Annotated in this window: 24 protein-coding genes and 4 pseudogenes; 15 read left to right on the forward strand and 13 right to left on the reverse strand. The window is 62.6% G+C overall.

Going from position 1 to position 23,022, the window contains the following annotated elements:
* Positions 1–534, reverse strand: coding sequence for a hypothetical protein (locus ACLLJI_RS20095; RefSeq protein WP_434616139.1), 534 nt, complete (start codon positions 532–534; stop codon positions 1–3).
* 334 nt (positions 535–868) lie between these two features.
* On the opposite strand from ACLLJI_RS20095, the gene ACLLJI_RS20100 reads away from it, so the two are divergent.
* The 5 genes from ACLLJI_RS20100 (at position 869) to ACLLJI_RS20120 (ending at position 2,595) form a co-directional block, all read left to right on the forward strand.
* Positions 869–1,111, forward strand: coding sequence for a hypothetical protein (locus ACLLJI_RS20100; protein ID WP_434616142.1), 243 nt, complete (start codon positions 869–871; stop codon positions 1,109–1,111).
* A gap of 22 nt (positions 1,112–1,133) precedes the next feature.
* The gene (locus ACLLJI_RS20105) at positions 1,134–1,358 is read left to right on the forward strand and encodes a hypothetical protein (protein ID WP_434616145.1); all 225 of its coding nucleotides are present in this window, start codon (positions 1,134–1,136) and stop codon (positions 1,356–1,358) included.
* A gap of 459 nt (positions 1,359–1,817) precedes the next feature.
* Positions 1,818–1,979, forward strand: a complete 162-nt coding sequence (locus ACLLJI_RS20110) for a hypothetical protein (protein ID WP_434616148.1) — start codon at positions 1,818–1,820, stop codon at positions 1,977–1,979.
* Position 1,980: 1 nt separating this feature from the next.
* On the forward strand, positions 1,981–2,205 hold the full coding sequence (locus ACLLJI_RS20115) for a hypothetical protein (protein WP_283562358.1): 225 nt from the start codon (positions 1,981–1,983) through the stop codon (positions 2,203–2,205).
* A gap of 57 nt (positions 2,206–2,262) precedes the next feature.
* Positions 2,263–2,595: a transposase gene (locus tag ACLLJI_RS20120; protein WP_434616151.1), complete on the forward strand. Its 333-nt coding sequence runs from the start codon at positions 2,263–2,265 to the stop codon at positions 2,593–2,595.
* Positions 2,596–2,712: 117 nt separating this feature from the next.
* On the opposite strand, the gene ACLLJI_RS20125 is transcribed toward ACLLJI_RS20120, so the two are convergent.
* Positions 2,713–3,324 carry a hypothetical protein gene (locus ACLLJI_RS20125; RefSeq protein WP_434616154.1) on the reverse strand — a complete coding sequence of 204 codons (612 nt, stop codon included), beginning with the start codon at positions 3,322–3,324 and terminating at the stop codon, positions 2,713–2,715.
* A 239-nt stretch (positions 3,325–3,563) separates the two neighbouring features.
* Between ACLLJI_RS20125 and ACLLJI_RS20130 the strand changes: the two genes are divergently transcribed.
* The 6 genes and pseudogenes from ACLLJI_RS20130 to ACLLJI_RS20155 all read left to right on the forward strand — a co-directional run bounded on the left by ACLLJI_RS20130 (position 3,564) and on the right by ACLLJI_RS20155 (position 10,011).
* On the forward strand, positions 3,564–4,874 hold the full coding sequence (locus ACLLJI_RS20130; RefSeq protein WP_434621131.1) for an ISL3 family transposase: 1,311 nt from the start codon (positions 3,564–3,566) through the stop codon (positions 4,872–4,874).
* Positions 4,875–5,077: 203 nt separating this feature from the next.
* A pseudogene (locus tag ACLLJI_RS20135) lies at positions 5,078–5,488 on the forward strand (recombinase family protein); the annotation flags it as partial.
* Complete coding sequence (locus ACLLJI_RS20140; RefSeq protein ID WP_434621702.1) at positions 5,480–5,671, forward strand: helix-turn-helix domain-containing protein; 192 nt, start codon at positions 5,480–5,482, stop codon at positions 5,669–5,671. The pseudogene ACLLJI_RS20135 and the gene ACLLJI_RS20140, both read left to right, overlap by 9 nt.
* 460 nt (positions 5,672–6,131) lie before the next feature.
* The gene (locus ACLLJI_RS20145; RefSeq protein ID WP_434616157.1) at positions 6,132–6,605 is read left to right on the forward strand and encodes a DUF1348 family protein; all 474 of its coding nucleotides are present in this window, start codon (positions 6,132–6,134) and stop codon (positions 6,603–6,605) included.
* Positions 6,606–7,225: 620 nt separating this feature from the next.
* Positions 7,226–8,593, forward strand: a complete 1,368-nt coding sequence (locus ACLLJI_RS20150; protein ID WP_434616160.1) for an NAD-dependent succinate-semialdehyde dehydrogenase — start codon at positions 7,226–7,228, stop codon at positions 8,591–8,593.
* Between the two features lie 329 nt (positions 8,594–8,922).
* The gene (locus tag ACLLJI_RS20155) at positions 8,923–10,011 is read left to right on the forward strand and encodes an IS630 family transposase (RefSeq protein WP_434615129.1); all 1,089 of its coding nucleotides are present in this window, start codon (positions 8,923–8,925) and stop codon (positions 10,009–10,011) included.
* An 801-nt stretch (positions 10,012–10,812) separates the two neighbouring features.
* On the opposite strand, the pseudogene ACLLJI_RS20160 reads toward ACLLJI_RS20155, so the two are convergent.
* The 6 genes and pseudogenes from ACLLJI_RS20160 to ACLLJI_RS20185 all read right to left on the reverse strand — a co-directional run.
* Positions 10,813–10,995: pseudogene (locus ACLLJI_RS20160) on the reverse strand (recombinase family protein); the annotation flags it as partial.
* A gap of 49 nt (positions 10,996–11,044) precedes the next feature.
* Positions 11,045–11,662 (reverse strand): AAA family ATPase, encoded by a 618-nt coding sequence (locus ACLLJI_RS20165; RefSeq protein ID WP_434616163.1) that lies wholly within the window; start codon positions 11,660–11,662, stop codon positions 11,045–11,047.
* A 17-nt stretch (positions 11,663–11,679) separates the two neighbouring features.
* Positions 11,680–11,961: an HAD family hydrolase gene (locus ACLLJI_RS20170; protein WP_434616166.1), complete on the reverse strand. Its 282-nt coding sequence runs from the start codon at positions 11,959–11,961 to the stop codon at positions 11,680–11,682.
* A complete protein-coding gene (locus tag ACLLJI_RS20175) occupies positions 11,883–12,353 on the reverse strand; it encodes a haloacid dehalogenase-like hydrolase (protein ID WP_434621705.1) in 471 nt (156 codons plus the stop codon). The genes ACLLJI_RS20170 and ACLLJI_RS20175 overlap by 79 nt, the downstream gene beginning before the upstream one ends.
* The gene (locus tag ACLLJI_RS20180) at positions 12,350–12,505 is read right to left on the reverse strand and encodes a phosphopantetheine-binding protein (RefSeq protein ID WP_434616169.1); all 156 of its coding nucleotides are present in this window, start codon (positions 12,503–12,505) and stop codon (positions 12,350–12,352) included. Before ACLLJI_RS20180 ends, ACLLJI_RS20175 begins: the two co-directional genes overlap by 4 nt.
* 533 nt (positions 12,506–13,038) lie before the next feature.
* Positions 13,039–14,112 (reverse strand): annotated as a pseudogene (locus ACLLJI_RS20185) (IS630 family transposase); the annotation flags it as partial.
* Here ACLLJI_RS20185 and ACLLJI_RS20190 point away from each other — a divergent pair.
* On the forward strand, positions 14,091–15,203 hold the full coding sequence (locus tag ACLLJI_RS20190) for a hypothetical protein (protein ID WP_434616172.1): 1,113 nt from the start codon (positions 14,091–14,093) through the stop codon (positions 15,201–15,203). The pseudogene ACLLJI_RS20185 and the gene ACLLJI_RS20190 sit on opposite strands and share 22 nt — an antisense overlap.
* 194 nt (positions 15,204–15,397) lie before the next feature.
* Here ACLLJI_RS20190 and ACLLJI_RS20195 read toward each other — a convergent pair.
* Positions 15,398–15,945: pseudogene (locus tag ACLLJI_RS20195) on the reverse strand (acyl-CoA thioesterase).
* Positions 15,946–16,067: 122 nt separating this feature from the next.
* On the reverse strand, positions 16,068–16,568 hold the full coding sequence (locus ACLLJI_RS20200) for a DUF456 domain-containing protein (protein WP_434621708.1): 501 nt from the start codon (positions 16,566–16,568) through the stop codon (positions 16,068–16,070).
* A gap of 410 nt (positions 16,569–16,978) precedes the next feature.
* On the opposite strand from ACLLJI_RS20200, the gene ACLLJI_RS20205 reads away from it, so the two are divergent.
* Complete coding sequence (locus ACLLJI_RS20205) at positions 16,979–17,440, forward strand: Lrp/AsnC family transcriptional regulator (RefSeq protein ID WP_283560954.1); 462 nt, start codon at positions 16,979–16,981, stop codon at positions 17,438–17,440.
* An 80-nt stretch (positions 17,441–17,520) separates the two neighbouring features.
* On the opposite strand, the gene ACLLJI_RS20210 is transcribed toward ACLLJI_RS20205, so the two are convergent.
* A complete protein-coding gene (locus ACLLJI_RS20210) occupies positions 17,521–18,804 on the reverse strand; it encodes an MFS transporter (RefSeq protein WP_434616175.1) in 1,284 nt (427 codons plus the stop codon).
* 57 nt (positions 18,805–18,861) lie between these two features.
* Entirely contained in the window at positions 18,862–19,887 is a 1,026-nt protein-coding gene (locus ACLLJI_RS20215) for a Gfo/Idh/MocA family protein (protein WP_434616178.1), read from the reverse strand.
* 237 nt (positions 19,888–20,124) lie between these two features.
* Here ACLLJI_RS20215 and ACLLJI_RS20220 point away from each other — a divergent pair, with 237 nt between their 5' ends.
* The gene (locus ACLLJI_RS20220) at positions 20,125–21,015 is read left to right on the forward strand and encodes a universal stress protein (RefSeq protein WP_434616181.1); all 891 of its coding nucleotides are present in this window, start codon (positions 20,125–20,127) and stop codon (positions 21,013–21,015) included.
* 235 nt (positions 21,016–21,250) lie between these two features.
* Positions 21,251–21,694 (forward strand): helix-turn-helix domain-containing protein, encoded by a 444-nt coding sequence (locus ACLLJI_RS20225; protein ID WP_434616184.1) that lies wholly within the window; start codon positions 21,251–21,253, stop codon positions 21,692–21,694.
* A 67-nt stretch (positions 21,695–21,761) separates the two neighbouring features.
* Here the strand turns inward: ACLLJI_RS20225 and ACLLJI_RS20230 are convergent, their stop codons facing one another.
* A complete protein-coding gene (locus ACLLJI_RS20230) occupies positions 21,762–22,988 on the reverse strand; it encodes a PucR family transcriptional regulator (protein WP_434616187.1) in 1,227 nt (408 codons plus the stop codon).
* Positions 22,989–23,022: the final 34 nt, after the last annotated feature.

A 23,022-nucleotide genomic window follows, 5' to 3' on the forward strand; every position in this document is an offset into this window, starting at 1 on the left:
TCATCCATCACCACTGGACACGACGCGGCCGCCGTCAAACAATGCGACGCTCAACACCTGTTCCGCGACGTTCAGATTGAGTCCGGTTTGGTCGGCTATCCATTCCGGGTTGGGATGCTTCCCTGCTGCCGTGCGGATGAGCTGTGCCAGTTGCTGTTTGGTTTCCTCCAGCCGCATGGTGGCGTCCAGGTGGTTTTGGGCAGCACTTTGGAGTGTTCTCTCGTTGTTGAGCGTTTTTCGACCTGGGACCAGGTTCTCGCCGGTACCGGTGCCGGCTTCGTCTGCGACGGCGGGGTTTTCGGTGGTGATGGTGAAGTTGCCGGCGTTATAGGTGACAGCATCGATCAAGCCCTTGTCCTGGGTGATGTGCAGGTCGAATTCCGGATAGTCCATGTACGGCAGGACATAGTCCCGAATCATTGCTTTGAGCTGTTCTGGGTACACGAATCGGACTTCAAGGTCGGCAATGTCATGGTCTTGTCTGATCCGGTCAAAAACGACTCTTGAGGTGATGACGGGGTGTACGTTGTCCACTGTTTTTTCGCTCCTTTAGGTCGCGTCGGCGGGATGTGGGTATCTGTCGGCCGCGACTGCGGACATCAGGTTTTACGCCTGCGACAGGGCCTACCCCGTTTCCGGTGTCCGCTCCGCTGAGCTGTCGTGGACAAACTGGATGTGAAAGATATTCGGTGCGACCAGCCATGGGGATGGGTGCGCTTCACTCCGCTGCCGACGCTTTGGGCGCGAATGTGGGGCCACCACCGGGACTGGAGTGTTTGCGCGTGCGGATGCCTTCGGTAATTTCGTGTTGTTGAAACAACGATCTGTGCACTCGACTTTCGGACATCCGTGCAGACGACTTCGGAAAATGGCACTGTTCTTCCACATGCTCGCCGCGATCGCGGAGTTCGAGCACAATCTCATCGTCGAACCCACCCACGACGGTCTTGCGGCCGTCTGCGCCCGCGGTCGCAAGGGCGGTCCAAAGTTCAAGATGAGACCGAAAAGATCCGCCAGGCTCGCGAGGTACGACGCGGGCGAGTATACGGTGCAGGAGATCGCCGACACACTCGGGGTTTGTTGTCGGATTCACGGAATTGGACTAGCGTGAAAAAACCAACCAGAGGAGCATCATGAGCGACCCCGGAACTGAACAACAGCCCTACGGCGAACCCGAGGATCCCCGAACAAACAACCCGTCTACGAAACCGGCAGGAGAACCCGACAAGACGGAAGACCCGGACGGCACCCCCGTGACGGAAGACCCGGACGGCACCCCCGTGACGGAAGACCCGGACGGCACCCCCGTGACGGAAGACCCGGACGGCACCCCCGTGGAGAACCCCTCGGGAGGCTGATAGTTTCCAACGGTGGAGGACTGGCGGGGCGCCGCAGTGAACCCTTCCGTGTCCCACCGCTCATTTTGCTATGTTCCATAAATTAACGCGATGAGTAGTAATACTGTTCCTCGCGTTTCCACAGGAACACGCTTCGCGGCGCAGGCTCGGCTGTGGACAGAACGACACGGTCTAAAGGTGCCGTCCCTGGCGGAGCCCGCTGGTTTTTCTCGTTCATGGAAGTTGTTCTGTCTCTAGCCTCGGCCTTCACGCGGTACGTCCGAAAGCCGGCTTCCGCAGTCAACGAACAGTCATCATCAGCCAGGTCAAAGTGCTGCCAGACACCAGCGTCGTCGTTGCCCGTCAAGAAAGGACAATATGCTCTCGCTAATTCGCTTCCATGGCTTTGCATGTCTCTATAGCCAGCCGTCAATGAGGACTGCCAGAACACAGCACAGGGCGGCGACACCCAACAAGACCATGCCATCTATCACCCTGGATGTCCACAAAATCTGCATCCAGGGCGCCGAGGATCTGTACGACCATACGGCCGCAGAAGGCTGGAACTGGTCGACAATTGCAGCGGCCGAGGATAGATTCGTCCATAAGCCCACATCAATCGCCTTCACCACCAGGGAGTGACATGCAATCATTTGACGCGACACCCAACGAGAAGAATCCAGATCCGCTAGGCAGCGAAGAAAGCGCCTCTGACGCAGAGAGTACGGCGGACCCGAACGGGGCCGCCACGCAAAAACCAGCCCGCAAGGACGCTGACGCGCTGCCCGATGGTTCGGGCACTGACCGCCGCCAGGGCATCGAGGATCAAGGTAAGGAAAACGGCGAACAAAGTTTCGACGCCGGCTAGTCGGCCGGGGTGCCGCCCGCCCCTTGACTGATCGGGCGGCACGCCCTAGGCGCAGGCGTGGACTATCCCAGTACATTTGGACAGTTTCAGGACTGGTTCGGTACCGATGATGCGTGTCTGGAGTGCCTGGCAAAGTTGCGCTGGCCAGATGGATTCCTCTGCCCTAAATGCGGCGCTGGCGAGTGCTGGCGTACGGGTGCTGGGCTATGGATGTGTCGGGGATGCTCACGGCGGACGTCGGTGACAGCCGGGACCATTTTTGACCGCACCCGCACTCCGATGCGGACCTGGTTTGCCGTCTGGTTTGTCACCCCGCAGAAGAACGGTGTCTCTGGGGTCGCTTCAGAAAACGGAAAAAATCGTACGCTAAGGCCGCGTCGAGGCAGGTAACCACTGGTCCGCAGCTTGTCGATGGAAGCTGGCCAAAGTCCGTCCGTTTGGGGAACCTTGGCTGGGACAGCTAAGCAGTCCCAGCAGGGCGAGGGCCGATGCTTCACCTCCGTCTGGTTATGACCACCAAAGTGATTCGTCGACTTCTTCCCCTTGTGCAGCCTGAAGCACCGTGGGACGCAACTCCGCCCACGCAGTGTCGCTATTGGCGAGCCGGACGACAGTATCGAGCCCAACAGATCCAGACCCATGGCGTTCCAGAGCGCTGCGTTTCACGACGTAGAACGACCATTGACCGAGGTCCAGCGGTCGATAATCCTCGTGGGCCACAGCAGTCTGAACGCAGAAGACGTAAACGTGGGCGTTCAGTCCTTTTCCACCCGGATCGTAACCGTGACGTGGGTGGTATCGGGTGCTCCGTAAACCGCTGAAAGCGATTCGACTCGGCCTAGGCTGTTCCCACGCCTGCAAGTAAGCAGACGACTTTACCTCGATCCGGATCTTGTCCAACAGAAGGTCGTACGCGTCCCACTCCACCCGCGTGACATCGTGCAACCCGAGAGCCTTCGCGACGAGGAACTCAGCCAGATACCCGCGCGTGTTATTCATGCGCAAGTCGCTCATAGCGAACCGCCAGAAGTCAACGACCGTGGCGTCCATGCCAACAAACCGATCAGAACCTTGGCTGGGTGGTGCCGGCGGTGGAACTATCCATGCTTCGTCAGCCATGCCAAAACACTACAATCGGATCCGCTAATCAGTCATTGACCCTGTTTCGTCCTTCGACGGCCTGTCCCGTTAGAGGGCTCTTCGCATTTGAGCATGGTTAGGGCGGCCTAAGAATTGGGATTTGTGGGATGTTCTCCGGCCTGCGCGGCGTGGCGTGAGGCGGAACGAGGTCAGGGTCTCCTTGAATTGGTAGCGACCAAGCTTCCAATCATAAAAGAGACCCTGACTTGTCTAATTCTATGTCCTGCCCGAATGGGCGCTGGTGCGAACGGGCAGACACGATGTTCGCCGTCGACGGCGTGCACGTCATCTCTGCCGCGAATGCTGCCAGCAGACTCCTCCTTCATGTCGAAACCGATCAGAACACCACCGGTTGCCCGGACTGCGGGGTTGTGGCGATCGGCCACGGCCGCCGTAAAGTCCGCCTGCACGACGCACCGTCGTTGGGGCGGCCGGTGTCCCTGGTCTGGGTTAAGCGGGTATGGCGGTGTCCGGACACCGGCTGCCCCAGAGGCACCTTCACCGAGGAACACGCCCTGGCCGGTCGTCGGGCGAAACTCACGACCCGGGCCGTGCACTGGGCCGTGGACGCACTGGAACGCTTCGATACCTCCGTCTCGGCCCTGGCACACCAGCTCGGCGTGGCGTGGCGGACCGTCTGGGACGGAATCGAAGCCGAAGCACTCCGGCGGCTCGCGGACAAGGTCCGGCTGACCGGGGTGGACGCCCTCGGCGTTGACGAGCATGTCTGGTCCCATACCGGCTTCCCCGGCACGGGCATGGTCACCGGGATCGTGGACCACACCCGCGATGAGAAGGGCCGTGTTAATGCCCGGCTGCTGGATCTTATGCCGGGACGGTCGGGGAAGGTCTACGCGGACTGGATCAAGGCCCAGGGCAAGGACTTCGCCGAGGGGATCAAGGTCGCAACACTGGATCCATTCCGTGGTTACGCCAACGCCGTCCGTGATGAGCTACCCGAAGCAATCACCGTCGTTGACGCATTCCACGTCGTAAAGCTTGGTGGTGCTGCTCTGGACGATGTCCGCCGCCGCGTCCAACAAAGCACCCTGGGACACCGCGGACGTAAAGGGGACCCGCTCTTTGGGATCCGCCGCACCCTGCAGATCGGTGCCGAACACCTCAACGACAAACAGGCCAAACGGCTGGAGGACAAACTCATCGCCGGAGATCCCGGCCATGAAGTCACGCTGGCCTGGCAGTGCTACCAGAAGCTCCGGGATGTATACCACTCCAACCCGGCCAGAGGCCGGGATCTGGTGACCGGGATACTCACTTCTTTCCCGTCCTGTCCGATCCCGGAGATCGCCAGACTCGGCAGGACCCTACGGCAATGGAAGAGCGCGATCCTCGCGTACTTCGAGACACACGGGGCCTCCAACGGACCGACCGAAGCGATCAACGGTGTTATCGAGACCACACGGCGGATCGCCCGCGGATTCCGGAACTTCGACCACTACAGACTCAGATGCCTACTCGCAGCCGGCGGCCATCGCCCATACCGGAAAAAAGCGGCAAACCATGCCTAAATGCGAAGAGCCACCTATCCGCTACTGGCCTCCCGCCTCGGCGATTTAGGCCACGTCCCGTAAGCCGGTCCCGCACCGGACACACCTGCCCCGGACCTGCACAGTTGCAAGCACTGGCAGAACAGGTTGAGTCCACTGTGGGGCTACGTCAATTAGGGTCTAGTTCGACTATGGTTAGACATAAATGATGGAGGGTCTTAAGGATGACTGGACATAAAGGGCAGGTGGTTGGCTACGTGAGGGTGAGCGCCGCCGACCAGAACGAGGCGCGGCAGCTCGAAGCACTTGGCCCTGTAGATAGGCTGTTCTGTGAGAAGGTCAGCGGCAAGAACACAGACGACAGAGCCCAGCTCCAAGAAATGCTCGGTTACGTCCGCGACGGGGACAAGGTTCGAGTGAAGTCACTCGACCGTTTGGCACGGTCCACGACGGACCTTCTCGCTCTCGTTGAGCAACTCAAAGCCAAGGGCGTCGCCTTGGAGTTCATCGACAACCCGGCCCTGAACACTGACACGGCCTAAGGGGAGTTCATGCTCACGGTCCTCGCCGCCATCGCGCAGTTGGAGCGCAAGACCATCCGTGAGCGACAGGCCGAGGGCATCGCCATTGCCAAGAGGAACGGCGTCTACGACCGCGTCCCGAAGCTTTCACCGGAACAGATCCAACTGGCACGCGAACGGATTGACCAGGACGTGCCCAAAGCCAAAGTGGCCCGGGATCTCGGCGTCTCGCGGCAGACGCTGTACGCAGCCCTGAACGGCAGCGGGAAGTATGCGTGCGCCGGTTCAGGCTGCTGACCCGAATGTATCCGAGACGCTGACCGCTCACAGTCCCCCCAGGATTGAAACTGTCAGGATGAAATCCGAGACCCGCGACAACACTTGTTAATGAATCGAAAAGAGGACTTCATTCTGACAGGCGAGAAGGCATCATGCCTGACGTCAAGTTGGGGTAAACCCCAACTTGGCGGCCCACGGCACCTTCAGGAGCACCGGGCCTCCGACGAGGGGAAGTCAGTTAAATAGTCCTATAGGGGTAGGTGGTCAGCCTTTTGCGGGCTGGCGAATCGACAGATAGTGAAAATGGCAGCCAGGGATCATTGGGCGTTCATCAAGCATCCTGCAGTAGTTCCGCGCCAACTTTCACGCCTCGTTCCTCTCCTCTAATGTGTCAACCGACTAGACTGGCGTGATCGCAGCGCCAGCGTTCGTCTCGACGCAAGCCGCAAACGAGGCCGGCAGAAGGATAGGCACAGCCATGACAGAGGATAAGCCGCCGTTCCCGCCCTTCACGCGCGAGACCGCGACGCAGAAGGTCCGAGCCGGTGAAGACGGCTGGAACGCGCGCGATCCGGTAAAGGTCGCTTCCGCGTACACGGTCGATAGCTGGTGGCGCAACCGGTCGGAATTCGTCGAGGGGCGCGACGCCATCATCGCTTTCCTCACCCGTAAGTGGCAGCACGAACTCGAATATCGCCTGATCAAAGAGATGTGGGCGTTCGAGGGCAACCGCATTGCTGTGCGCTTCGCCTACGAGTACCACGATTCCGACGGCGCATGGTTCCGTGCGTACGGCAACGAGAACTGGCACTTTGACGAGCACGGACTCATGCGTTGGCGGCATGCGAGCATTAACGACGTGCCGATCAAGGAATCCGAACGCAAGTTCAACTGGTATCGTAGCGGTCCCCGTCCGCTTGACCACCCGGGCTTGAGCGACTTCGGATTCTAGCTTGTCGTTTCGAGGCAACTAGTCGCCACCGACACCAGCGTTGGCAGCCATGTGATCGAGGTATTGGGTGACTCGGCTTAGGCAGTGGAAAACTCCTGGCAGGTCAAGGTTCTGCTCCCGGGTGGAGACCCGGGCATTAGCCGATGCGGTGTGCAGCCATGGGGGGTCCCTTCTCAAAACTCGATTCCGGGTCTTGGTTCAGCTGTACCGTTCCGAGAACTATTTGTGAGAATCAGGGGTCAGTGGCCAGTCCCGTGTTCGAAGTGCTGGTTTTCCGCGGCAGGACGCCGCGCTGGAGCGGGGAACGACAGGCCGGGAGATTCTCGATTCGTGGTCTTCTCGGAATCCTTCGTTACCGAGAATGGACGTCAGGCTGCAGGGCACCGCCCCGGTGGCTGCCTTCACGCATCGGATGCCTCCTCGAACGGGTGCACCGGATGTGCAGACGACTTTGGATATTCCGTGAAGTGAGCTTCTGAAGGTGACAGGTACCTTCCGAACTCAGATCGACATCGCCCCTGCGATATGTCTCGTATCCCATTCGTTGTTATACCTTTGAATTACGAGAGCTTGCACCGGCGCCGGCTTTCTCCGTGCGCCGGCGCCCGATAAGGAGAGCCATGAACGCTTACGCAGTCATCAACCCGGCAACCGGCGAGACAGTGAAGACCTATCCCACGATCAGTGGTGCTGATCTAGACGCCGCGATCGGCGCTGCCGACGCCGCACACCGCGACTGGTCGCGCGCAAGCACCGTCGCAGAGCGCGCCGCGCTCATCCGCCGAGTCGGCGAGCTGTTTGCCGAACGCCGTCAGGAGCTGTCCGAGATCATCGTCCGAGAGATGGGCAAGCCGATGGTGCAGGCGCTCGGCGAGGTTGACTTCAGCGCGGACATCTACGCCTATTACGCGAACAACGCCGAGGCACTGCTGCGCGACGAGCCGGTCGCACTCCTGGCCGGCGAAGGCTCAGCGCTGATCCGCCGTTCCTCGCTGGGCGTTCTGCTGGGTATCATGCCGTGGAACTTCCCGTACTACCAGGTCGCCCGCTTCGCCGGCCCGAACCTGGTGATCGGCAACACCATCCTCCTCAAACACGCCGAGCAGTGCCCGGAATCAGCCGCGGCGATCGAGGCGATCTTCCACGACGCGGGCTTCCCCGCGGGCGCCTACACGAACATTTACGCATCGCACGAGCAGATCGCGACGGTCGTCGCCGACAAGCGGCTGCAGGGTGTCTCGCTCACCGGGTCCGAGCGGGCCGGTGCCGCCGTCGCGGAGGTTGCTGGCCGCAACCTGAAAAAGATCGTGCTCGAGCTCGGCGGTTCCGACCCGTTCATCCTGCTGTCCACCGACGATTTGGATGCGACGGTGAACGCTGCGCTAACCGCCCGCCTGGACAACAACGGTCAGGCGTGCAACGCCGCCAAGCGTTTCATCGTCGCGGACGACCTCTACGATCCGTTCGTTGAGAAGTTCTCGGCGGCCATCTCGGCTGTCAAAATGGGCGACCCCACGGCGGAGGGCACCGATCTCGGCCCGCTTTCCTCCGCCAAGGCCACCGAAACCCTCATCAAGCAGGTAGCGCGAGCCGTCGAACAGGGCGCGACGCTGGTCACCGGTGGCACCGTGGACGGCAACTTCTACGCCGGAACGGTGCTGACGGACGTGCAGCCCGGCTCGGATGCGTTCCACGAGGAGTTCTTCGGCCCCGTCGCGCAGATCTTCCGCGTCCGCGATGAGTCAGCGGCGATCGCCCTGGCGAACAATACGCCGTTCGGCCTCGGCTCCTATGTCTTCACGACGGACCCCGAGCAGGCGCTCCGGGTTGCCGACGGGATCGAGGCCGGAATGGTCTTCGTCAACCTTGTCGGCGCGGACGGCGCCGAGCTGCCCTTCGGCGGTGTCAAGCGCTCCGGCTCAGGACGTGAGCTCGGACGTTTCGGCGCAGACGAGTTCGTCAACAAGAAGATGATCCGCATCGGCTGACACCGCCGTAGGATCTCGGAATGGAACTGTATATTGAACGGCGCATGTCTGATCAGGTGGCGGGTTGGTTAGGCTGATTTGGGGTATTCAGCTGACCGCCTAACTCTGGATTATTCAGGCTGGGGTCACCATCGGCCCATAGACGCCACGAATTTGCAGACAAGTACTCAACACCGGAACGCCACGCCGAAGCCGCCTGAGCCGGTGGGGGCGACTACCAGGCTTCGAGCACCCAACCCCAGCCCAATCCGGCTTGGAGCGCATTGGATAAATGTGCACTAGTGGTGTGTCTCCAAAATAGTTTATGACTTGTGGATTAAGCTGGGAACATGTCGAATCCAGCTCCCGCATTGACCCTCACCGACGCCCAGCACCAGGTCTTGGAGGCCCTGTCCAAGTCTCGGCTTGCTTCACATCGCGAGGTGCAGCGGGCGCAGGTTCTCCTGATGGCTGCCGAGGGCCTGGCTAACGAGTGGATCTCCCGGGTGGTGGGTGTAAGCCCGGCGACGGTGCGGGCTTGGCGTGCCCGGTTCGTAGGGGAAGGGCTGAAGGAGTTCGGCAAGGTCAAGGAGGGGCGGGGGCGCAAGCCGGCGATCCCGGAGTCGAAGATCGCCGAAATCGTTGAATTGACGCGGTTTTCCAAACCGGAGGGTGCGACGCATTGGTCGGTGCGGTCCATGGCGGCACGTGTCGGTGTGTCTCCGGCGCAGGTGCAGCGGATTTGGGCGGCACGTGGGCTGAAGCCGCACCTGATCAAGACGTTCAAGCTCTCCACCGATCCGAACTTTGACGAGAAGCTCATTGATGTGTGCGGGCTGTACCTGAATCCGCCGGAGAACGCGATGGTTTTCTGCATGGATGAGAAGACCTCGATCCAGGCTCTTGACCGTTCCCAACCGTCCCTGCCGATGGTCAGGGGTCGGGCCGAGACCGTAACGCATGACTACAAGCGCAACGGAACCACCACGCTCTTCGCGGCCTTGGAGGTCGCCACGGGAAAGGTCCTGGGATCCTGCGTGCCCAAGCACCGGCACGATGAATTCCTGGGGTTTCTAAAAACCATCGAGAAGGAGGTCCCCAAGGGCCTTCAAATCCACCTCATAGTGGACAACTATGCGACCCATAAGCATTCGAACGTGAAAGCGTGGCTGGAGAAGAACCCGCGGTTTCACCTGCATTTCACCCCAACCTCCTCCTCCTGGCTGAACCTGGTGGAGCGCTGGTTCAGGGACCTCACGGAGAGGGCACTGCGCCGCGGGGTCTTCCACTCGGTGCCGGATTTAATCGAGAAAATCGAAGCCTACATCCGCGTCAACAACGAGAACCCCACGCCGCTGATTTGGACAGCGACCGCCGACTCCATCATCGAAAAAGTCCGCCGCGGACGCGTAGCCCTCCAAGCCACAAAACAAAACTGAGACACTACACTAGTCCGGTCAGATGTATACCCCAGAGGCTGGTTTCTGATGGGTGTGAGCCGGTCACGATGGATGTCAGTGCCGTTCCCAAGTGTCTTGCTGGGCCATCAGTATGCGTGCCACTCATACGGGTGAGGTCGGGCCGGAGAATTAGCGGGAGCGCACCGGCTCAGCCTGTAAGCAAGGCTAGACCTTGCGAACGCTCGGTGTGGCCTCGAGCGTGTCTGCTTGGAGTTCACACCAAATGGACGCATCACCTACCTGCAGGGGATCGCGCAGGCAGGTACTCAGATTCATGCTCTTGCCTTTTGGACTTGACCACAGCCTTCACCATACGGACACAAAATGGCTGTGCAGACGACTTCTGAAAGCGACACCCACGCACGTCACGAGCCTGATTCCCGACGTCCCATCAAAGGATGGTTTTGTCTGATTCCGAGAATAGCGGGATGAGACACAATATTGAGACAACCAGGGTCCGCGAGAAGCCGCGCACTTGCGGCACAGAAGGTCGACCGCGGTGAATCCTGTCAATGGTTCCATTGTTGAGATTGACTAATTGGCTGATCATCTACATCGTCGCATCACAATCGGGAGATCGAATGGTTGGCACGGGTGCGACTACATCGGCCAGCAGACGGCGCTCAACGCCAAACACGGGTTCTGGATGAGCCAGGCCGAACACGACACGATCCACCGCACCATCACCAACCGATGCCCCGTCAAGAAACCGTCACCGCGGACGGCTGTCCCGCTTGCGAACCTCGGGCGGAGAAGCCGACGTTGGCGCGATTGGCCACTCTTGCCCATTGGGTCGGTTGGGTCGTGGACCGAGCCACCGATGTTCAGTTTGATTTCGCGGCTGGCGAGGTCGTCTGCTATTTCGTGGGCGTCTCGGACGGAACGGGCCAGGCGGTCGAGCTTGGTGACCTTGAAGGTATCCCCAGCCTGGCAAGCGGCCAGAGCCTCGCGGAGATCCGAGCGCACTGACGGCCATTGAATCGTGGCCCTCCTGTTGGCCATCTATGTCTTGTCATCTGCCAACGAATTTAGTATTCGCTCGGATGCCTTCAGGGTCAAGAATGGACGACACGCATGCCTGCCGTCGCTCGACCGTGCCGCCGAGGATGTGCACTGGCTTGTTAAGCGTCTTGAGCAGCTGGTAGAGGTGCTCGCCCGCTTCACGCTGGAAGCGGGCGCTGATCGGTGCATCGTCGGCTGGGAGCGGGAACTCGACCGGGATGAAGAAGATCTCGTCGTAGTTCGCCTCGGTGTAGGCCAGCGCCTCCTCAATGAAGTCCTCGATGAGGGCGAGCTGGACCTGCCCTGTATCCGGGATGAAGGGTGTGACGTCGGCTGCTGGGAAGACCCCGTACTGGAGCCTCGTGGCCGCGTATACCCACTCGTGGAGGACCGATCCGTCCGAGATGATGAATTCGGCCGAGTGCTCTTGTTGGATGCGCTCGGTATAGCGCCGCTGGGTGAGGCGGAGGACTTCCTCGTTCGTGCAGTCCTGGAGGGACTTCAGTTGGCCCGGCTGCGGATTGTGCATTGGTGTGGGAACCGGTGCGATGAAGCGGCGGTTCCCGGTAAGTGCGTTGGTTAGGGTGGTTTTGCCGACGCCGTGGGCGCCGGTGATGGCGATTCGCATTGTGCCTCGATGGGTTGTTAGGTGACGGGAATGAGGTGCCAGCCGAGCTGGCTCGATTTTGTGGCAAAGGACTCTTTGGGATGCCCCACGACGACGGGGTGTCCGGTGCGCTCCATGAAGGGTTCATCGGAGGCGTCGTCTCCGTAGGCGTGGCAGGAGTCAAGGTCGTAGCCAAGACGGGCAGCGTGCGCCTGGACCGCATCTGCCTTGCCGTGGCTGATCATCGGCGTTGTGATGCCGCCGGTGTAGTGGCCGCCGGTAATCTCGGGCTCGGAGGCGAGGATGTCGTCCGCGCCCACATGCTTGGCGAGGGGTTGAGGGCCGGGAGGAACGAGCCACTGACGAGCACAATCCTGTCGCCAAGCACTTCGTGTTCGAGCATGCGGTCGTGGACCTCCGGGTGGATCAGCTGTTGCCCGTGGGTGGCCAGGGCGTGCTTGAACCACTCCCTGCCAAGTTTCTCGACGTCGCCCACCCGACGCCCTGCCCACCAGGTGAAGTACTTCCGATTGGTGTCCTGTCGAGGTGCACCGTTGAGCTTGAGCTCGCGCAGGTGGGCCAGGAAGGCGTTTCCTTCGCTCAGCCGATTCGTGTTGGCGGCGTCGAAGCGGAGTAGCTCAAACATCGTGGTGAGCGGGGTGACGGTGCCGTCGACGTCGAAGTACGCTGCGGCGGGCTGGCGGCTGGTCAGCGTGTTGTCTCGAAAGCGCGCCGGTCGCCGATCAGGGTGGCGAGGGCAGGGAAGTTGCCGGCCTCGGCGATCTCCCAGTCCTGGATGGTGAAGCCGTACTTCTCGCTGACCATGACGGCGATCTCCACGAGGGACAGCGAGTCCACGTCCATCTCATCGAAGCTTGCGTCCACCACGGCGTCGGCGAGTAGTTCGGGTGCCTTGTCGCGGACGTCTGGGACGCACACCTGCCCGGCCTTGCCGCGGAAGGCAAGCGCACCGAGGCGAATTGGAGTGCCGGGTACGTGGACCGGCTGCGGGTCACTGACGCACTCATCACCCTTCTGGTCGTTGGCGTTTCGGGGTCTGAGGAGGACCGGCACGGATATTCACGCTTAGGAGCCCGGTGCCTGTTGAATTGGTGGGATGGCCGCCGATTTTCATCAGTGATGAACAGACCCCCGGGTTCGTCCGATTTCCTGATGAGGTAGCGCGGGAAGACCTGCCGTCCACTCAACCCATCTCGCGCAGGTACCAGTACGGGTGGCCGGGGATCACCTTCTTGTAGAGACTTGTCATACTTTAGGTCATGGGTCATTTCGAAGGAAGAATCAAGCACCAAACCGGCTGTCACAAGGGAAAACGGTTCATTGACCCGCTGAACAGTCCCCAATAACCCCCATCTAGTGTAGTGTCTCAGTTTTGTTTTGTGGAGGGCTACGCGTCCGCGGCGGACTTTTTCGATGATGGAGTCGGCGGTCGCTGTCCAAATCAGCGGCGTGGGGTTCTCGTTGTTGACGCGGATGTAGGCTTCGATTTTCTCGATTAAATCCGGCACCGAGTGGAAGACCCCGCGGCGCAGTGCCCTCTCCGTGAGGTCCCTGAACCAGCGCTCCACCAGGTTCAGCCAGGAGGAGGAGGTTGGGGTGAAATGCAGGTGAAACCGCGGGTTCTTCTCCAGCCATGCTTTCACGTTCGAATGCTTATGGGTCGCATAGTTGTCCACTATGAGGTGGATTTGAAGGCCCTTGGGGACCTCCTTCTCGATGGTTTTTAGAAACCCCAGGAATTCATCGTGCCGGTGCTTGGGCACGCAGGATCCCAGGACCTTTCCCGTGGCGACCTCCAAGGCCGCGAAGAGCGTGGTGGTTCCGTTGCGCTTGTAGTCATGCGTTACGGTCTCGGCCCGACCCCTGACCATCGGCAGGGACGGTTGGGAACGGTCAAGAGCCTGGATCGAGGTCTTCTCATCCATGCAGAAAACCATCGCGTTCTCCGGCGGATTCAGGTACAGCCCGCACACATCAATGAGCTTCTCGTCAAAGTTCGGATCGGTGGAGAGCTTGAACGTCTTGATCAGGTGCGGCTTCAGCCCACGTGCCGCCCAAATCCGCTGCACCTGCGCCGGAGACACACCGACACGTGCCGCCATGGACCGCACCGACCAATGCGTCGCACCCTCCGGTTTGGAAAACCGCGTCAATTCAACGATTTCGGCGATCTTCGACTCCGGGATCGCCGGCTTGCGCCCCCGCCCCTCCTTGACCTTGCCGAACTCCTTCAGCCCTTCCCCTACGAACCGGGCACGCCAAGCCCGCACCGTCGCCGGGCTTACACCCACCACCCGGGAGATCCACTCGTTAGCCAGGCCCTCGGCAGCCATCAGGAGAACCTGCGCCCGCTGCACCTCGCGATGTGAAGCAAGCCGAGACTTGGACAGGGCCTCCAAGACCTGGTGCTGGGCGTCGGTGAGGGTCAATGCGGGAGCTGGATTCGACATGTTCCCAGCTTAATCCACAAGTCATAAACTATTTTGGAGACACACCACTAGTCGCCTGGCTGGAGGGGCAGGAAAGCCTGAAGTTCCTCAACCTGTTTTTGGCCCCGTACTTCAGGGCCACCACGTATTCCGGCGACCAGATCGGCGCCGCCTGCTGCAACGACATCCAGGCGGCGGGGGCGATGATGAACCGGCTCCTGGTGGGCAAGGAACTGAGCCCCAGCCTGGTGATCAGCGGGGTCCTGGACCAGGCGGCGAGGGTCCGCACCCGCTGGCTGCCGCGGTTCTCCCAGCTCGCCATGAACGAGCCGCACCTAACCAACCGCTACCTGAACCTCATGGCCTTCGCTGCCCAGAGGTCCCCCGTCCCGGCCCAGGCGTACTTCGACACCCTGGATCCCGCCGCCCGTCAGCGGCTGACCAAGGCGATCCAGGATTCGCCGCACGGGCGAACGCCCGGCCGCTCACGGAAGACCGTCCAGGCAGTGATCGCGGCCCTGGTCACCGCGGCGGCGCTGGTCTTCACAGGTTTCGTGGGCACCCAGGCCAGAACGGTGCTGCTGACCGCCCCGGAGGACTCGGTTACTGTCGAACCCCAGGAGACCTCCGACCCCCAGCAGCCCCCCGAGCCCCAGCAGAGCCCCGAACCGACGCCTCCGACCGCCGCGCAGGTCCTGCTCAGCCACCTTCCGTCCTCGTTCGCCGGCAGGTGCCAGGAGGTAAGCGAGCAGGACCCCGGCCAGGCGCTGGGGCTGGTGGCGGAGCTGTCGTGTTCGCCCGCTTCCGGCGCCCCGGAGAAGGCGTATTTTCTGCAGTACTTCAACGTCCCGGCCCTGGAACAGTCCTTCTCCTCCCTGACCAGTAAAATTCCAGTGTCGGCGAGCACCTGCAGGGCCACCTTTCAGGGGCGCGGCACCTTCGCCCAGGGGAACGCGACCACCGGTAGATACGGGTGTTATCAGACTGACGCCGGGGAGAGCATCTACGTCTGGACCAACTTTCAGCTGGGAATCATGGGTCAGGCCACCGACTCCTCGATGTCGTTCGGCGATTTGCGCAGCTGGCAGATCACCGATGCCCAGCTGAGATAGTGGCGACGGATCAGTGCCCCGGGCGAATCGCCAGCGGCGAGCCCGAACGTTTGGGGCTCCGCCCCGGCGCGGCTCCCGGCGTACCCCCGCGCCCGGCTGACGGTCCGGGCGGCGGCCGGATCCGCAGAAAAATGCAACGTCGGCACAGTGCCGAATAGCTCCACCGTCGGGAGCAGAGGAAGTCCCCGGCGGTCTCACACCCAGCTGTGCGGGGCCGGCCTCCGGCTGCCGGGCAGGGCGTTCCCCTCGCGCCATTGCCGGATCCAGTCGGGCAGTACCAGGTCTGCCGGCGGCGGTCCCGCCATCGCGAAGATCTCCTCGTTACTCCCCGGCCCGTGCTTGCCGACCAGCCGGGTGGCGACGTGCGCGCGGGCGTAGATCTCGCCGTCGGCCACCATCCGGTGTTCGAAGTAAATGGCCTTATCATCGACGCCAACGACGTGAGTCCCTATGGAATAGCGCTGCCCTAATTTCAAGGATTTTCGGAACGCGATCGTTTCCGCGCCGGCCACAGGACTCCAGTCCTTGCGGCGCATTGTGCCCCACATGCCGCTGCGGGCCAGGTGTCCGAGCCGACCCAGGTCCATCAGCGAAAAATACATGCCGTTGTTGACGTGCATGGCCAGATCGAGGTCTGTCGGGAGAACCCGCATGGCCACCGAGGAGGGCTCCCAGAAGCCATCCGGCGGCGTCGTCGGGAGGGCAGAAATATGTGCAGGAGGGTGCGCAGGAGCAGGTGCATTCCGTCCATGCTACTCGCTGGTAACTTAGGCGGGCTACCCGCCCATCCATGCGGAAACTCATTCGCCGAGCGTCACCGGCTGATCTCCTCGAGCCAGCGCTACCGCCGCCCACGGAGGAGAACTACCGGGTGGCGAACTGGATCCAGACGCCGATGATCCACGCGCTGCCGGCCAGTGCGGCGAAACCGAATTCGGCCAGTATGCCCAGCCCGGTCGCTTTCAGCGCGGCCAGACTCGACGACAGTGCTGGGGCCAAGCCACGCTGCCGCGCCAGCTCGCTGAGAAAAAGTCCGGCCGCAAAACCAATCAGCAGCCCGACCACGGGGATGATGAAGAACCCCGCGATTCCCAAGGCCAGGCCGGCCAGCACTGACCGCCCGGGGATCTGCCGCCGTCGCATGGTCCGCCCGGTCAGCACCGCACTGGAGAGCATGCCGGCGGTGACCAACACGAGCCCGACGGCGAACACCACCCAGCCGACGGGGCTCGCCACCGCCAGGGCCCAGGCCAGCAGACTCAGCGCGATCAGGATGCTGCCCGGCAGCACCGGGATGACGACTCCGGCGGCTCCAACGAAGATGAGCAAACCGCAAATGACTGTCCAAACCAGCTGGGTGTCCATGGTGCCAGTCTGCCACTGCCAGCCGGGCGCATGCAGGGCGGGCAAGCCAAGCCGGTCTAGCAGGCCGACAAGCCACCGCCAGCCAAACCGGGCCGGATATGCCAAGGTCTTGAACGACGACGAAGCCCCCTGGATGCGCAAGGCACATCCTGGGGTCTTCGGCTGCGAAAACAGCGGAACGGCGCGTTCAGGTGAGGACCCGCTCCATCGTGAGGTTGCCGCTGTGTCGGCGGACTTCTCCGGCCGGGACCGGTAGGCCAACGGTCGGATCCTCGCCGGAGGTTGCTTGTGGCTTGTCCGGCTGCTGCTGTCCATTGGAACAAACTGCGGACAATCAGTGCAATCGCTGCTGCGGATAGTGGACAATATGATCAAATACGCCTCCATCAAATCTCCGGGAAGTGGTCATATTGCAGAACCTGGACGCTACCGACCGCAGAATCCTGCTGGCCCTTGATGAAGACCCGCGCATTCCGGTGCTGCTGCTGGCGCAAAAACTTGCCTTGGCCCGCGGCACCGTCCAGTCCCGGCTGGAAAAGCTGTCGGCCTCGGGCGCACTGCGTGCCAACAGCAGCCGCATAACTCCGGCGGCGCTGGGCAGGGGCGTGGGCGCGAGCGTTCGGGTGGAGGTGGACCAGCACCACTTACGCGAGGCGATCGAGGGACTCAAGCGGATTCCCGAGGTGCTCGAATGCCATGCCCCGGCCGGCGACACCGATCTGCTGGTGCGGGTGGTGGCACGGACACCGGACGATCTGTATCGGGTCAGTGAAGAAATCCGGCTCTGTCCCGGCATCATGCGCACATCCACCAGCATGTTCCTGCGCGAGCTGATCCCCTATCGAATGACCGGGCTTCTCGCCTCCGAATAACGACCCTCCCGACCGGGGGACATCCGCCCTAATATCGGGCGCCAAGGCCTGTCTCCCCACTTGGCGTGAAGTGCCTGCGGTCAGTCCACGCTCTTGATTTTGACAACGAAAACGGCTCCCAGCAGCCCGATCACGGCCGCGACTACGTAGAGCAGTAGGTACCCACCGTTGACCGCCGTCACCAGGAACCAGGCAACTGCCGGCGCAATGACCTGCGGCAGTGAATTGGCCACGTTGATCACCCCCATGTCCTTGCCGCGATCGGCGGCGAACGGGAGCACCTGTGTCAGCAAGGCAAAATCCACCGCGAGGTACGCCCCATAGCCGACGCCCAGCACCGCGGCGCCGACCAAGGCTCCGGCCCACGTCGGGAAGAAGGCCAGAATAAGCGCGGACAGGGCAATAATGACGGAAGAACCGATCACGAATGGTTTCCGTTTCCCGGCCCGGTCCGTCCACATCCCGCCAATAACGGCGGTGATGAGCGTCATCACGGCATAGATGCCGGTCAAGATCAGCACTCCGAGTGCCGGATCGGCGTAGTGCACCGCATCCATCAGAAAGAAGAGCAGGTACAGCGTGACCAAGTGATTCCCCACATTGACCAGGAACCGCGTCAGCCAGGCCCAGCAAAAATCCGGAAAAGCGAAGGGTGAGAAGAAGCTCAGCAGGAAACCTGGCAGCGAAAAGGCCGGCCGGAGCGCCGGATCGAGGGGCTGGTCTTCCGAGGTGAACAAATACATCACGATCCCCAGCATCAGTGCCGCCGCGCAGACCAGGTAGCCGAGCCCGAAGTTTCCGGCAACCGCCGCGGCTACTCCAGCGCCGATCAGGATACCGGCCGTTGCCCCCATCGACGCGAGACCGCCGATGGTCCCGCGCTGGCGAACCGGAACGCGGTCCGGGACCGCCGCGGTGATCGCGGCGAGCGCCCCGTTGCAGCCCAGCTGGACCAGGCACCACAACGCCGTCATCGCGGCCACTCCGGGAGCGACCGTGAGCCCGAGCAGGCCGATCGTTCCCAGCAGGGACCCGATCAGCACCCAAGGGACCCGTCTGCCGAGGCGGGACAGGGTCCGGTCCGAAAATGCCCCGAACAGCGGGTTGGCCACCAGCGAAACCGCGGCGCCGCAGCCGGTCACCAGCGCCAGAATTCCTTCCTTATTGGCGGCATCGAAGTGGATGGCTTGCTGGCCCAGCAGCACCTGGATCGGACCGAAGAATGCGGCGTTGATGCCCACGTTGACCAGCACCACGCCGGCCGTCCAGCGGTGACGGACCTTCGTGACAGGCTCGTGCAGCGCCGTTCGCGTTCCGGCGGTGCCTCTGTCCGGATAACTCTTTGATGGCTGGCTCAGCGTCATGGCACTCTTTCCTCGCCCAGCGGATGGACGGCCCGCTATTGGCTTCAGCCTACGGCGTCAGCCGTTCTGTGCGCGCACCGTTTCGATAATTTTCAGTGCCGCCACCGAGTCCGCCGGATCCACCGGAAGCGCGCCGCGCTCCAGCAGCGACGCCGCCAGCAGTTCATAGAACGCCGGGAAATTTCCGCGTTCCGTTGGCACGGGAATCAGCGCCCCGTCGCGGCCCAGCGTGCCCCAGTTCTCCTGCGGATCCAGGCCGTAGGCCGGACTACCGGGCAGCATGCCGGCAAGGATTTGTGCCTCCTGCAGATCGGCGCGCAACTTCGTGTACCCGGCCTTGGCGCCGAGCACGCGGAAGCGGGGGCCCAGCCGGGCGGCGCTGAAATTCATCCATAAGTGCGAGCGCACGCCGTTGGCATGACGCAGCGCCACAAAGTCGTCGTCGTCGGCCTTTTCCTGCGGCCGCCGCGCGCTCAGCTCGCCGTACACACGCGTAACGGGACCAAATAGCTGCAGCGCCTGATCGATCAAGTGCGTGCCCAGATCGTACAGCAGCCCGCCGCCGTCGTCCGCCCTTGCCGCCGCCTTCCAAGGCTTGGCAATCTCCTGCGACCAGCGCTCAATCCGGGACTCGAAACGGTACACCTCGCCGAGCGCGTCCTCCGCCAGCAGTTTGCGCAGCGTGAGGTATTCCCCGTCCCAGCGCCGGTTCTGATAGACGGTCAGCGGTACGCCCAGCCCGGTGGCCCGGTCGATCAGTTCCTGTCCCTGCCCCGACGTCACGGTGAACGGTTTGTCGACGACGACGGCGATCCGGCGGTCCAGCGCGGCGTGCGCCAACGGCGCGTGGCTGGCCGGAGGAGTGCCGAGGACGACCAGATCCAGTCCGGGCTGTGCGAACAGCTCGTCCGCGCTGTCCAGGACGCGCGCCCGCGGGTACCGGGCCCGCGCCAGGGCCCGACGCTCCGGATTGGAAGTGACGATTGAATCCAGTGAATAGCGGGGATTGGCAGCGATGGCGGGAGCATGAAAGACGCTTCCGGCCAGGCCGAAGCCAACAATGGCGGTGCGGATCGGCTGCATGGCAGCCAGCTTACCGGGAGGCACCGATGGCACAGATGGCACAGATGGGAGCGGACCGGGACTCCCGCTCGTATTACAGCCTCGTTAGGGGGTGGATTCCCGGGCCCTGAGTCCCTTTATTGACCATGCTCGGCGTTCCGCCTGCTCGACGGCCAAGACCGTCTTCTGGGCACCTGCTGGGTGCAGATGCCCAGAACAGCTGGGATACTTTAGCTGGTACCGAGTTCAGTTCGCAGCGTGGGACGAAAGAAGGCAGTCCGTACGCGTTATATCGTTGGCTATACCGAAGATGCCCGCGGCAGGGACGCCATTGCCCTTGCATCGGCTCTGGCGCAAACCACCGGCGTTCAGTTGGACCTGGTGCACGTTCTCAGCAATCCGGCGCCGCAGGACGCCGCCTTCCCTCCGGAGCGGGCCGTCCAGGAATTCCTCACCGGCACCGCTGACGGATGGCTGGACGAGGGACTGGCCATGGTGCCTCAAGGGCTTCCCGCGCACAAGCACATCAGTTACGCAGACTCATTCGCCGAGGGCCTGATTGAAGCTGCCACGGAGCTAAACGCAAGTCTCATCGTGGTCGGTGCTGCCCGCAACGGATTGCTCAAGCGCTTTACCATCGGTTCCGTCGCCAATGCACTGCTGCATGCCTCTCCGATTCCAGTGGCGCTGGCGCCGTCCGGTTACCGGTCAGAGGGTGCCGTCACTCGCATGACGTGCGCCGTGGGCACCAGAGAAGGAGCGGACACGCTCTTGGATGTGGCGGTCGACGCGTCCTCACGGCGGCACATTCCCCTGCGGCTGATCTCGCTGGTCGCCCTGGGCCCCGAGGAAACCGAGAGCAACAGCCAGTCCGTTGAACGCGCCAGATCCCACGCAGACTCGGTACGAACACGGGCAGCTGAAAAAGCAGACGAAAAGACGACAGTGACTGCGTTGATCGCTCATGGAAGAACCATTGAAGCAGCAATTGAAAGCCTTGAATGGGACGACAATGACATCGTGCTGATAGGCTCCAGCAGACTGGCTCAGAACAGCCAAATTTTTCTCGGTGCGACCGCGAACAAGATGCTCCGTGCTCTGCCGGTTCCGATGGTCGTAGTACCTCGCGATTACGGAAGCCCGTGCTGAACCGTCCGCGATCGCCGGAAGTGGAATATTCCGACCCGCGCGACTGCGCGCAGAGATCAGCTACCCTCGAAGACCATCCCCTGACTCCGCATCCAACAGGGCTTCAATGGCGTCCGGTGGTGGGTTTGCCACTCTGGTCGACTGCCCAGTCGGCCGGATCTCTGCGTCTTCGGTCTTCGCCTCCAGCACCTGCCGGAACAAAGCCATGCCCTCGTCATGCGTCTAGGCTCGACCCATGGCCCAACTACCGCCGCGTACCGCGCCGCCCCTTCCGGATGAGGAGGCGCGGTCGCTGGCCCGTGTCCTCGAGGCGGACAAGGATGTGACGATCTTCGTGGACGGCACCGTTCACCGGCTCTCCGCCGGCGCGGTGGGCGCAGTACTGGACCTGCTGCAACGGTTTGCCCGCGGCGAAGGAATCGTGGTCAGTTCGGTGGAAAATCTGCTGACCACTTCCCAGGCGTCCGAAGTCGGAGGCATCTCGCACACCTATCTGCGCAGGCTCACTGATGCCGGCATCATCCCCGTGCAGTACCGCGGCACGCACCGGCGGATCCGCCTGCAGGACATGCTGGCGTGGCTGGCGACGCAGCCGAATGCACTGGAGACCGGTGGCGGGGCAGCCGGTGGCGGGGCAACCGGTGGCGGGGCAACCGGTGGCGGGGTGGCCGGGGACTAACCCCTCGCCGCGGCGGCAGAGCCGGGGCCGGGGGCTGCAGTGCCGCGGTCGGATCGGCCCCGCGGCATCACAACCGCGGCCTGCGCTGCCAGCGGCCGGCCTTGATGGCCAGATGGAGTTCCAACCGAATCCGCCCATGCAGCGGATCAGTCCCGAGCAGCGCCCTGATGCGGGCGATCCGGTTATAGACACTACTGCGGTGCAGATGCACCGCGTCCGCTACGTCCTGCACCGCGCCGTCGTTGTCGTACAGCAGTTCCAGCACCGGCAGCAGTTCGGCGTTGCGGTCCTGCGCCTGCAGGGTGCGGTAGTGCACGGATGTCAGCTGATCCCAGCGGCCAGCCGCCAACAGCTGATAAACGCCCGCGGACCGGTAATTGAGCAGATCGCCGAACTGTGGATCCACCGCCGACGCCTGCACAGCCACCGCGGATTGCTGATACGCAGCGGCCAGCTGCCGCTGGGCCGCGAAGGGCTCGCTGAGTCCCATCAGAACCCGGGCCGTAGCGCCTGCGCGCTTCGCCAGCTCCCGCTCATACCGCTCCAGCACGGCGGCATGGCTCCTCTCACCGTGCGAGGCGTGGAACAGGATCACGGCGTGAGTGTCGGTTCCGGCACTGAAGAGGGCGTCGTCGATGCCGATCGTGGCCTGCAGCGCTGCGGCTCGATGAATTAGGGTAGCGGCCAGCGGATCCGACCGCGCGGGTAACACCTGGGCAGGCCCGGGCCCCGCCGGGGCACCGGCTACCTCGAAAATAATCCCCAGCTGCCACGGCGCGCGTTGCAGCATCTCCTCCCGGCCGGCCGCCGCTGCAGCGGTCTCGGCAGCACACGCGGCAAGGAAGCCCTGCTCCCGCCGGCGTCGGCTCTCCGATTCTGCCGTATTTGAATCCAGCAACAACGACGCCAGCAGATCCAGACCGTCCCGGACACCGGGCAACTGAGCCAGGATCGCCGTCGCCGATTGGTCCGCCTCGTCCTGCTGCACCCAGAGATACCCCACCCGGAAGCCGCGGACCAGCAGCGGAACGCAAACGCGGCCGAGCATGCCAAGCTCATCGTTAGCCGGGACGACGACGGGGCGCACCGCAGCCGAGATACCGTGCGAGAGCTGCCACCCGCTGACATCCGCCGGAACCCGCTTGCTGAGCAGGAAATTCACCCGCACCTTGTCCGCATGCAACTGGTCCGAGCTGTAGGCGAGCAGGACGCCGTCGAGATCCTCCAGCGACAGCCCCCTGCCCAGCTTCGCGGCCAGCTGCTCGACCAGCTGCTCAACGTCGGTTGTGTGCATGCTCCAACATTACTTTCGGCCGGCGACAGCAGAC

Origin of the sequence: Arthrobacter sp. A5, assembly GCF_051131705.1 — a bacterium.
Taxonomy (GTDB): Bacteria; Actinomycetota; Actinomycetes; order Actinomycetales; family Micrococcaceae; genus Arthrobacter_M.

Bases quoted from the DNA above. Each gene is read 5' to 3' on its own strand.
- ACLLJI_RS20225 (WP_434616184.1), top strand. From the start codon at position 21,251: ATGGCCCAACTACCGCCGCGTACCGCGCCGCCCCTTCCGGATGAGGAG.
- ACLLJI_RS20180 (WP_434616169.1), bottom strand. From the start codon at position 12,505: ATGGACGTGGACTCGCTGTCCCTCGTGGAGATCGCCGTCATGGTCAGC.
- ACLLJI_RS20105 (WP_434616145.1), top strand. From the start codon at position 1,134: ATGAGCGACCCCGGAACTGAACAACAGCCCTACGGCGAACCCGAGGAT.
- ACLLJI_RS20145 (WP_434616157.1), top strand. From the start codon at position 6,132: ATGACAGAGGATAAGCCGCCGTTCCCGCCCTTCACGCGCGAGACCGCG.
- ACLLJI_RS20210 (WP_434616175.1), bottom strand. From the start codon at position 18,804: ATGACGCTGAGCCAGCCATCAAAGAGTTATCCGGACAGAGGCACCGCC.
- ACLLJI_RS20230 (WP_434616187.1), bottom strand. From the start codon at position 22,988: ATGCACACAACCGACGTTGAGCAGCTGGTCGAGCAGCTGGCCGCGAAG.
- ACLLJI_RS20125 (WP_434616154.1), bottom strand. From the start codon at position 3,324: ATGGCTGACGAAGCATGGATAGTTCCACCGCCGGCACCACCCAGCCAA.
- ACLLJI_RS20215 (WP_434616178.1), bottom strand. From the start codon at position 19,887: ATGCAGCCGATCCGCACCGCCATTGTTGGCTTCGGCCTGGCCGGAAGC.
- ACLLJI_RS20190 (WP_434616172.1), top strand. From the start codon at position 14,091: ATGCGGGAGCTGGATTCGACATGTTCCCAGCTTAATCCACAAGTCATA.
- ACLLJI_RS20110 (WP_434616148.1), top strand. From the start codon at position 1,818: ATGCCATCTATCACCCTGGATGTCCACAAAATCTGCATCCAGGGCGCC.
- ACLLJI_RS20115 (WP_283562358.1), top strand. From the start codon at position 1,981: ATGCAATCATTTGACGCGACACCCAACGAGAAGAATCCAGATCCGCTA.
- ACLLJI_RS20150 (WP_434616160.1), top strand. From the start codon at position 7,226: ATGAACGCTTACGCAGTCATCAACCCGGCAACCGGCGAGACAGTGAAG.
- ACLLJI_RS20200 (WP_434621708.1), bottom strand. From the start codon at position 16,568: ATGGACACCCAGCTGGTTTGGACAGTCATTTGCGGTTTGCTCATCTTC.
- ACLLJI_RS20155 (WP_434615129.1), top strand. From the start codon at position 8,923: ATGTCGAATCCAGCTCCCGCATTGACCCTCACCGACGCCCAGCACCAG.
- ACLLJI_RS20165 (WP_434616163.1), bottom strand. From the start codon at position 11,662: ATGCGAATCGCCATCACCGGCGCCCACGGCGTCGGCAAAACCACCCTA.
- ACLLJI_RS20130 (WP_434621131.1), top strand. From the start codon at position 3,564: ATGTCCTGCCCGAATGGGCGCTGGTGCGAACGGGCAGACACGATGTTC.
- ACLLJI_RS20100 (WP_434616142.1), top strand. From the start codon at position 869: ATGGCACTGTTCTTCCACATGCTCGCCGCGATCGCGGAGTTCGAGCAC.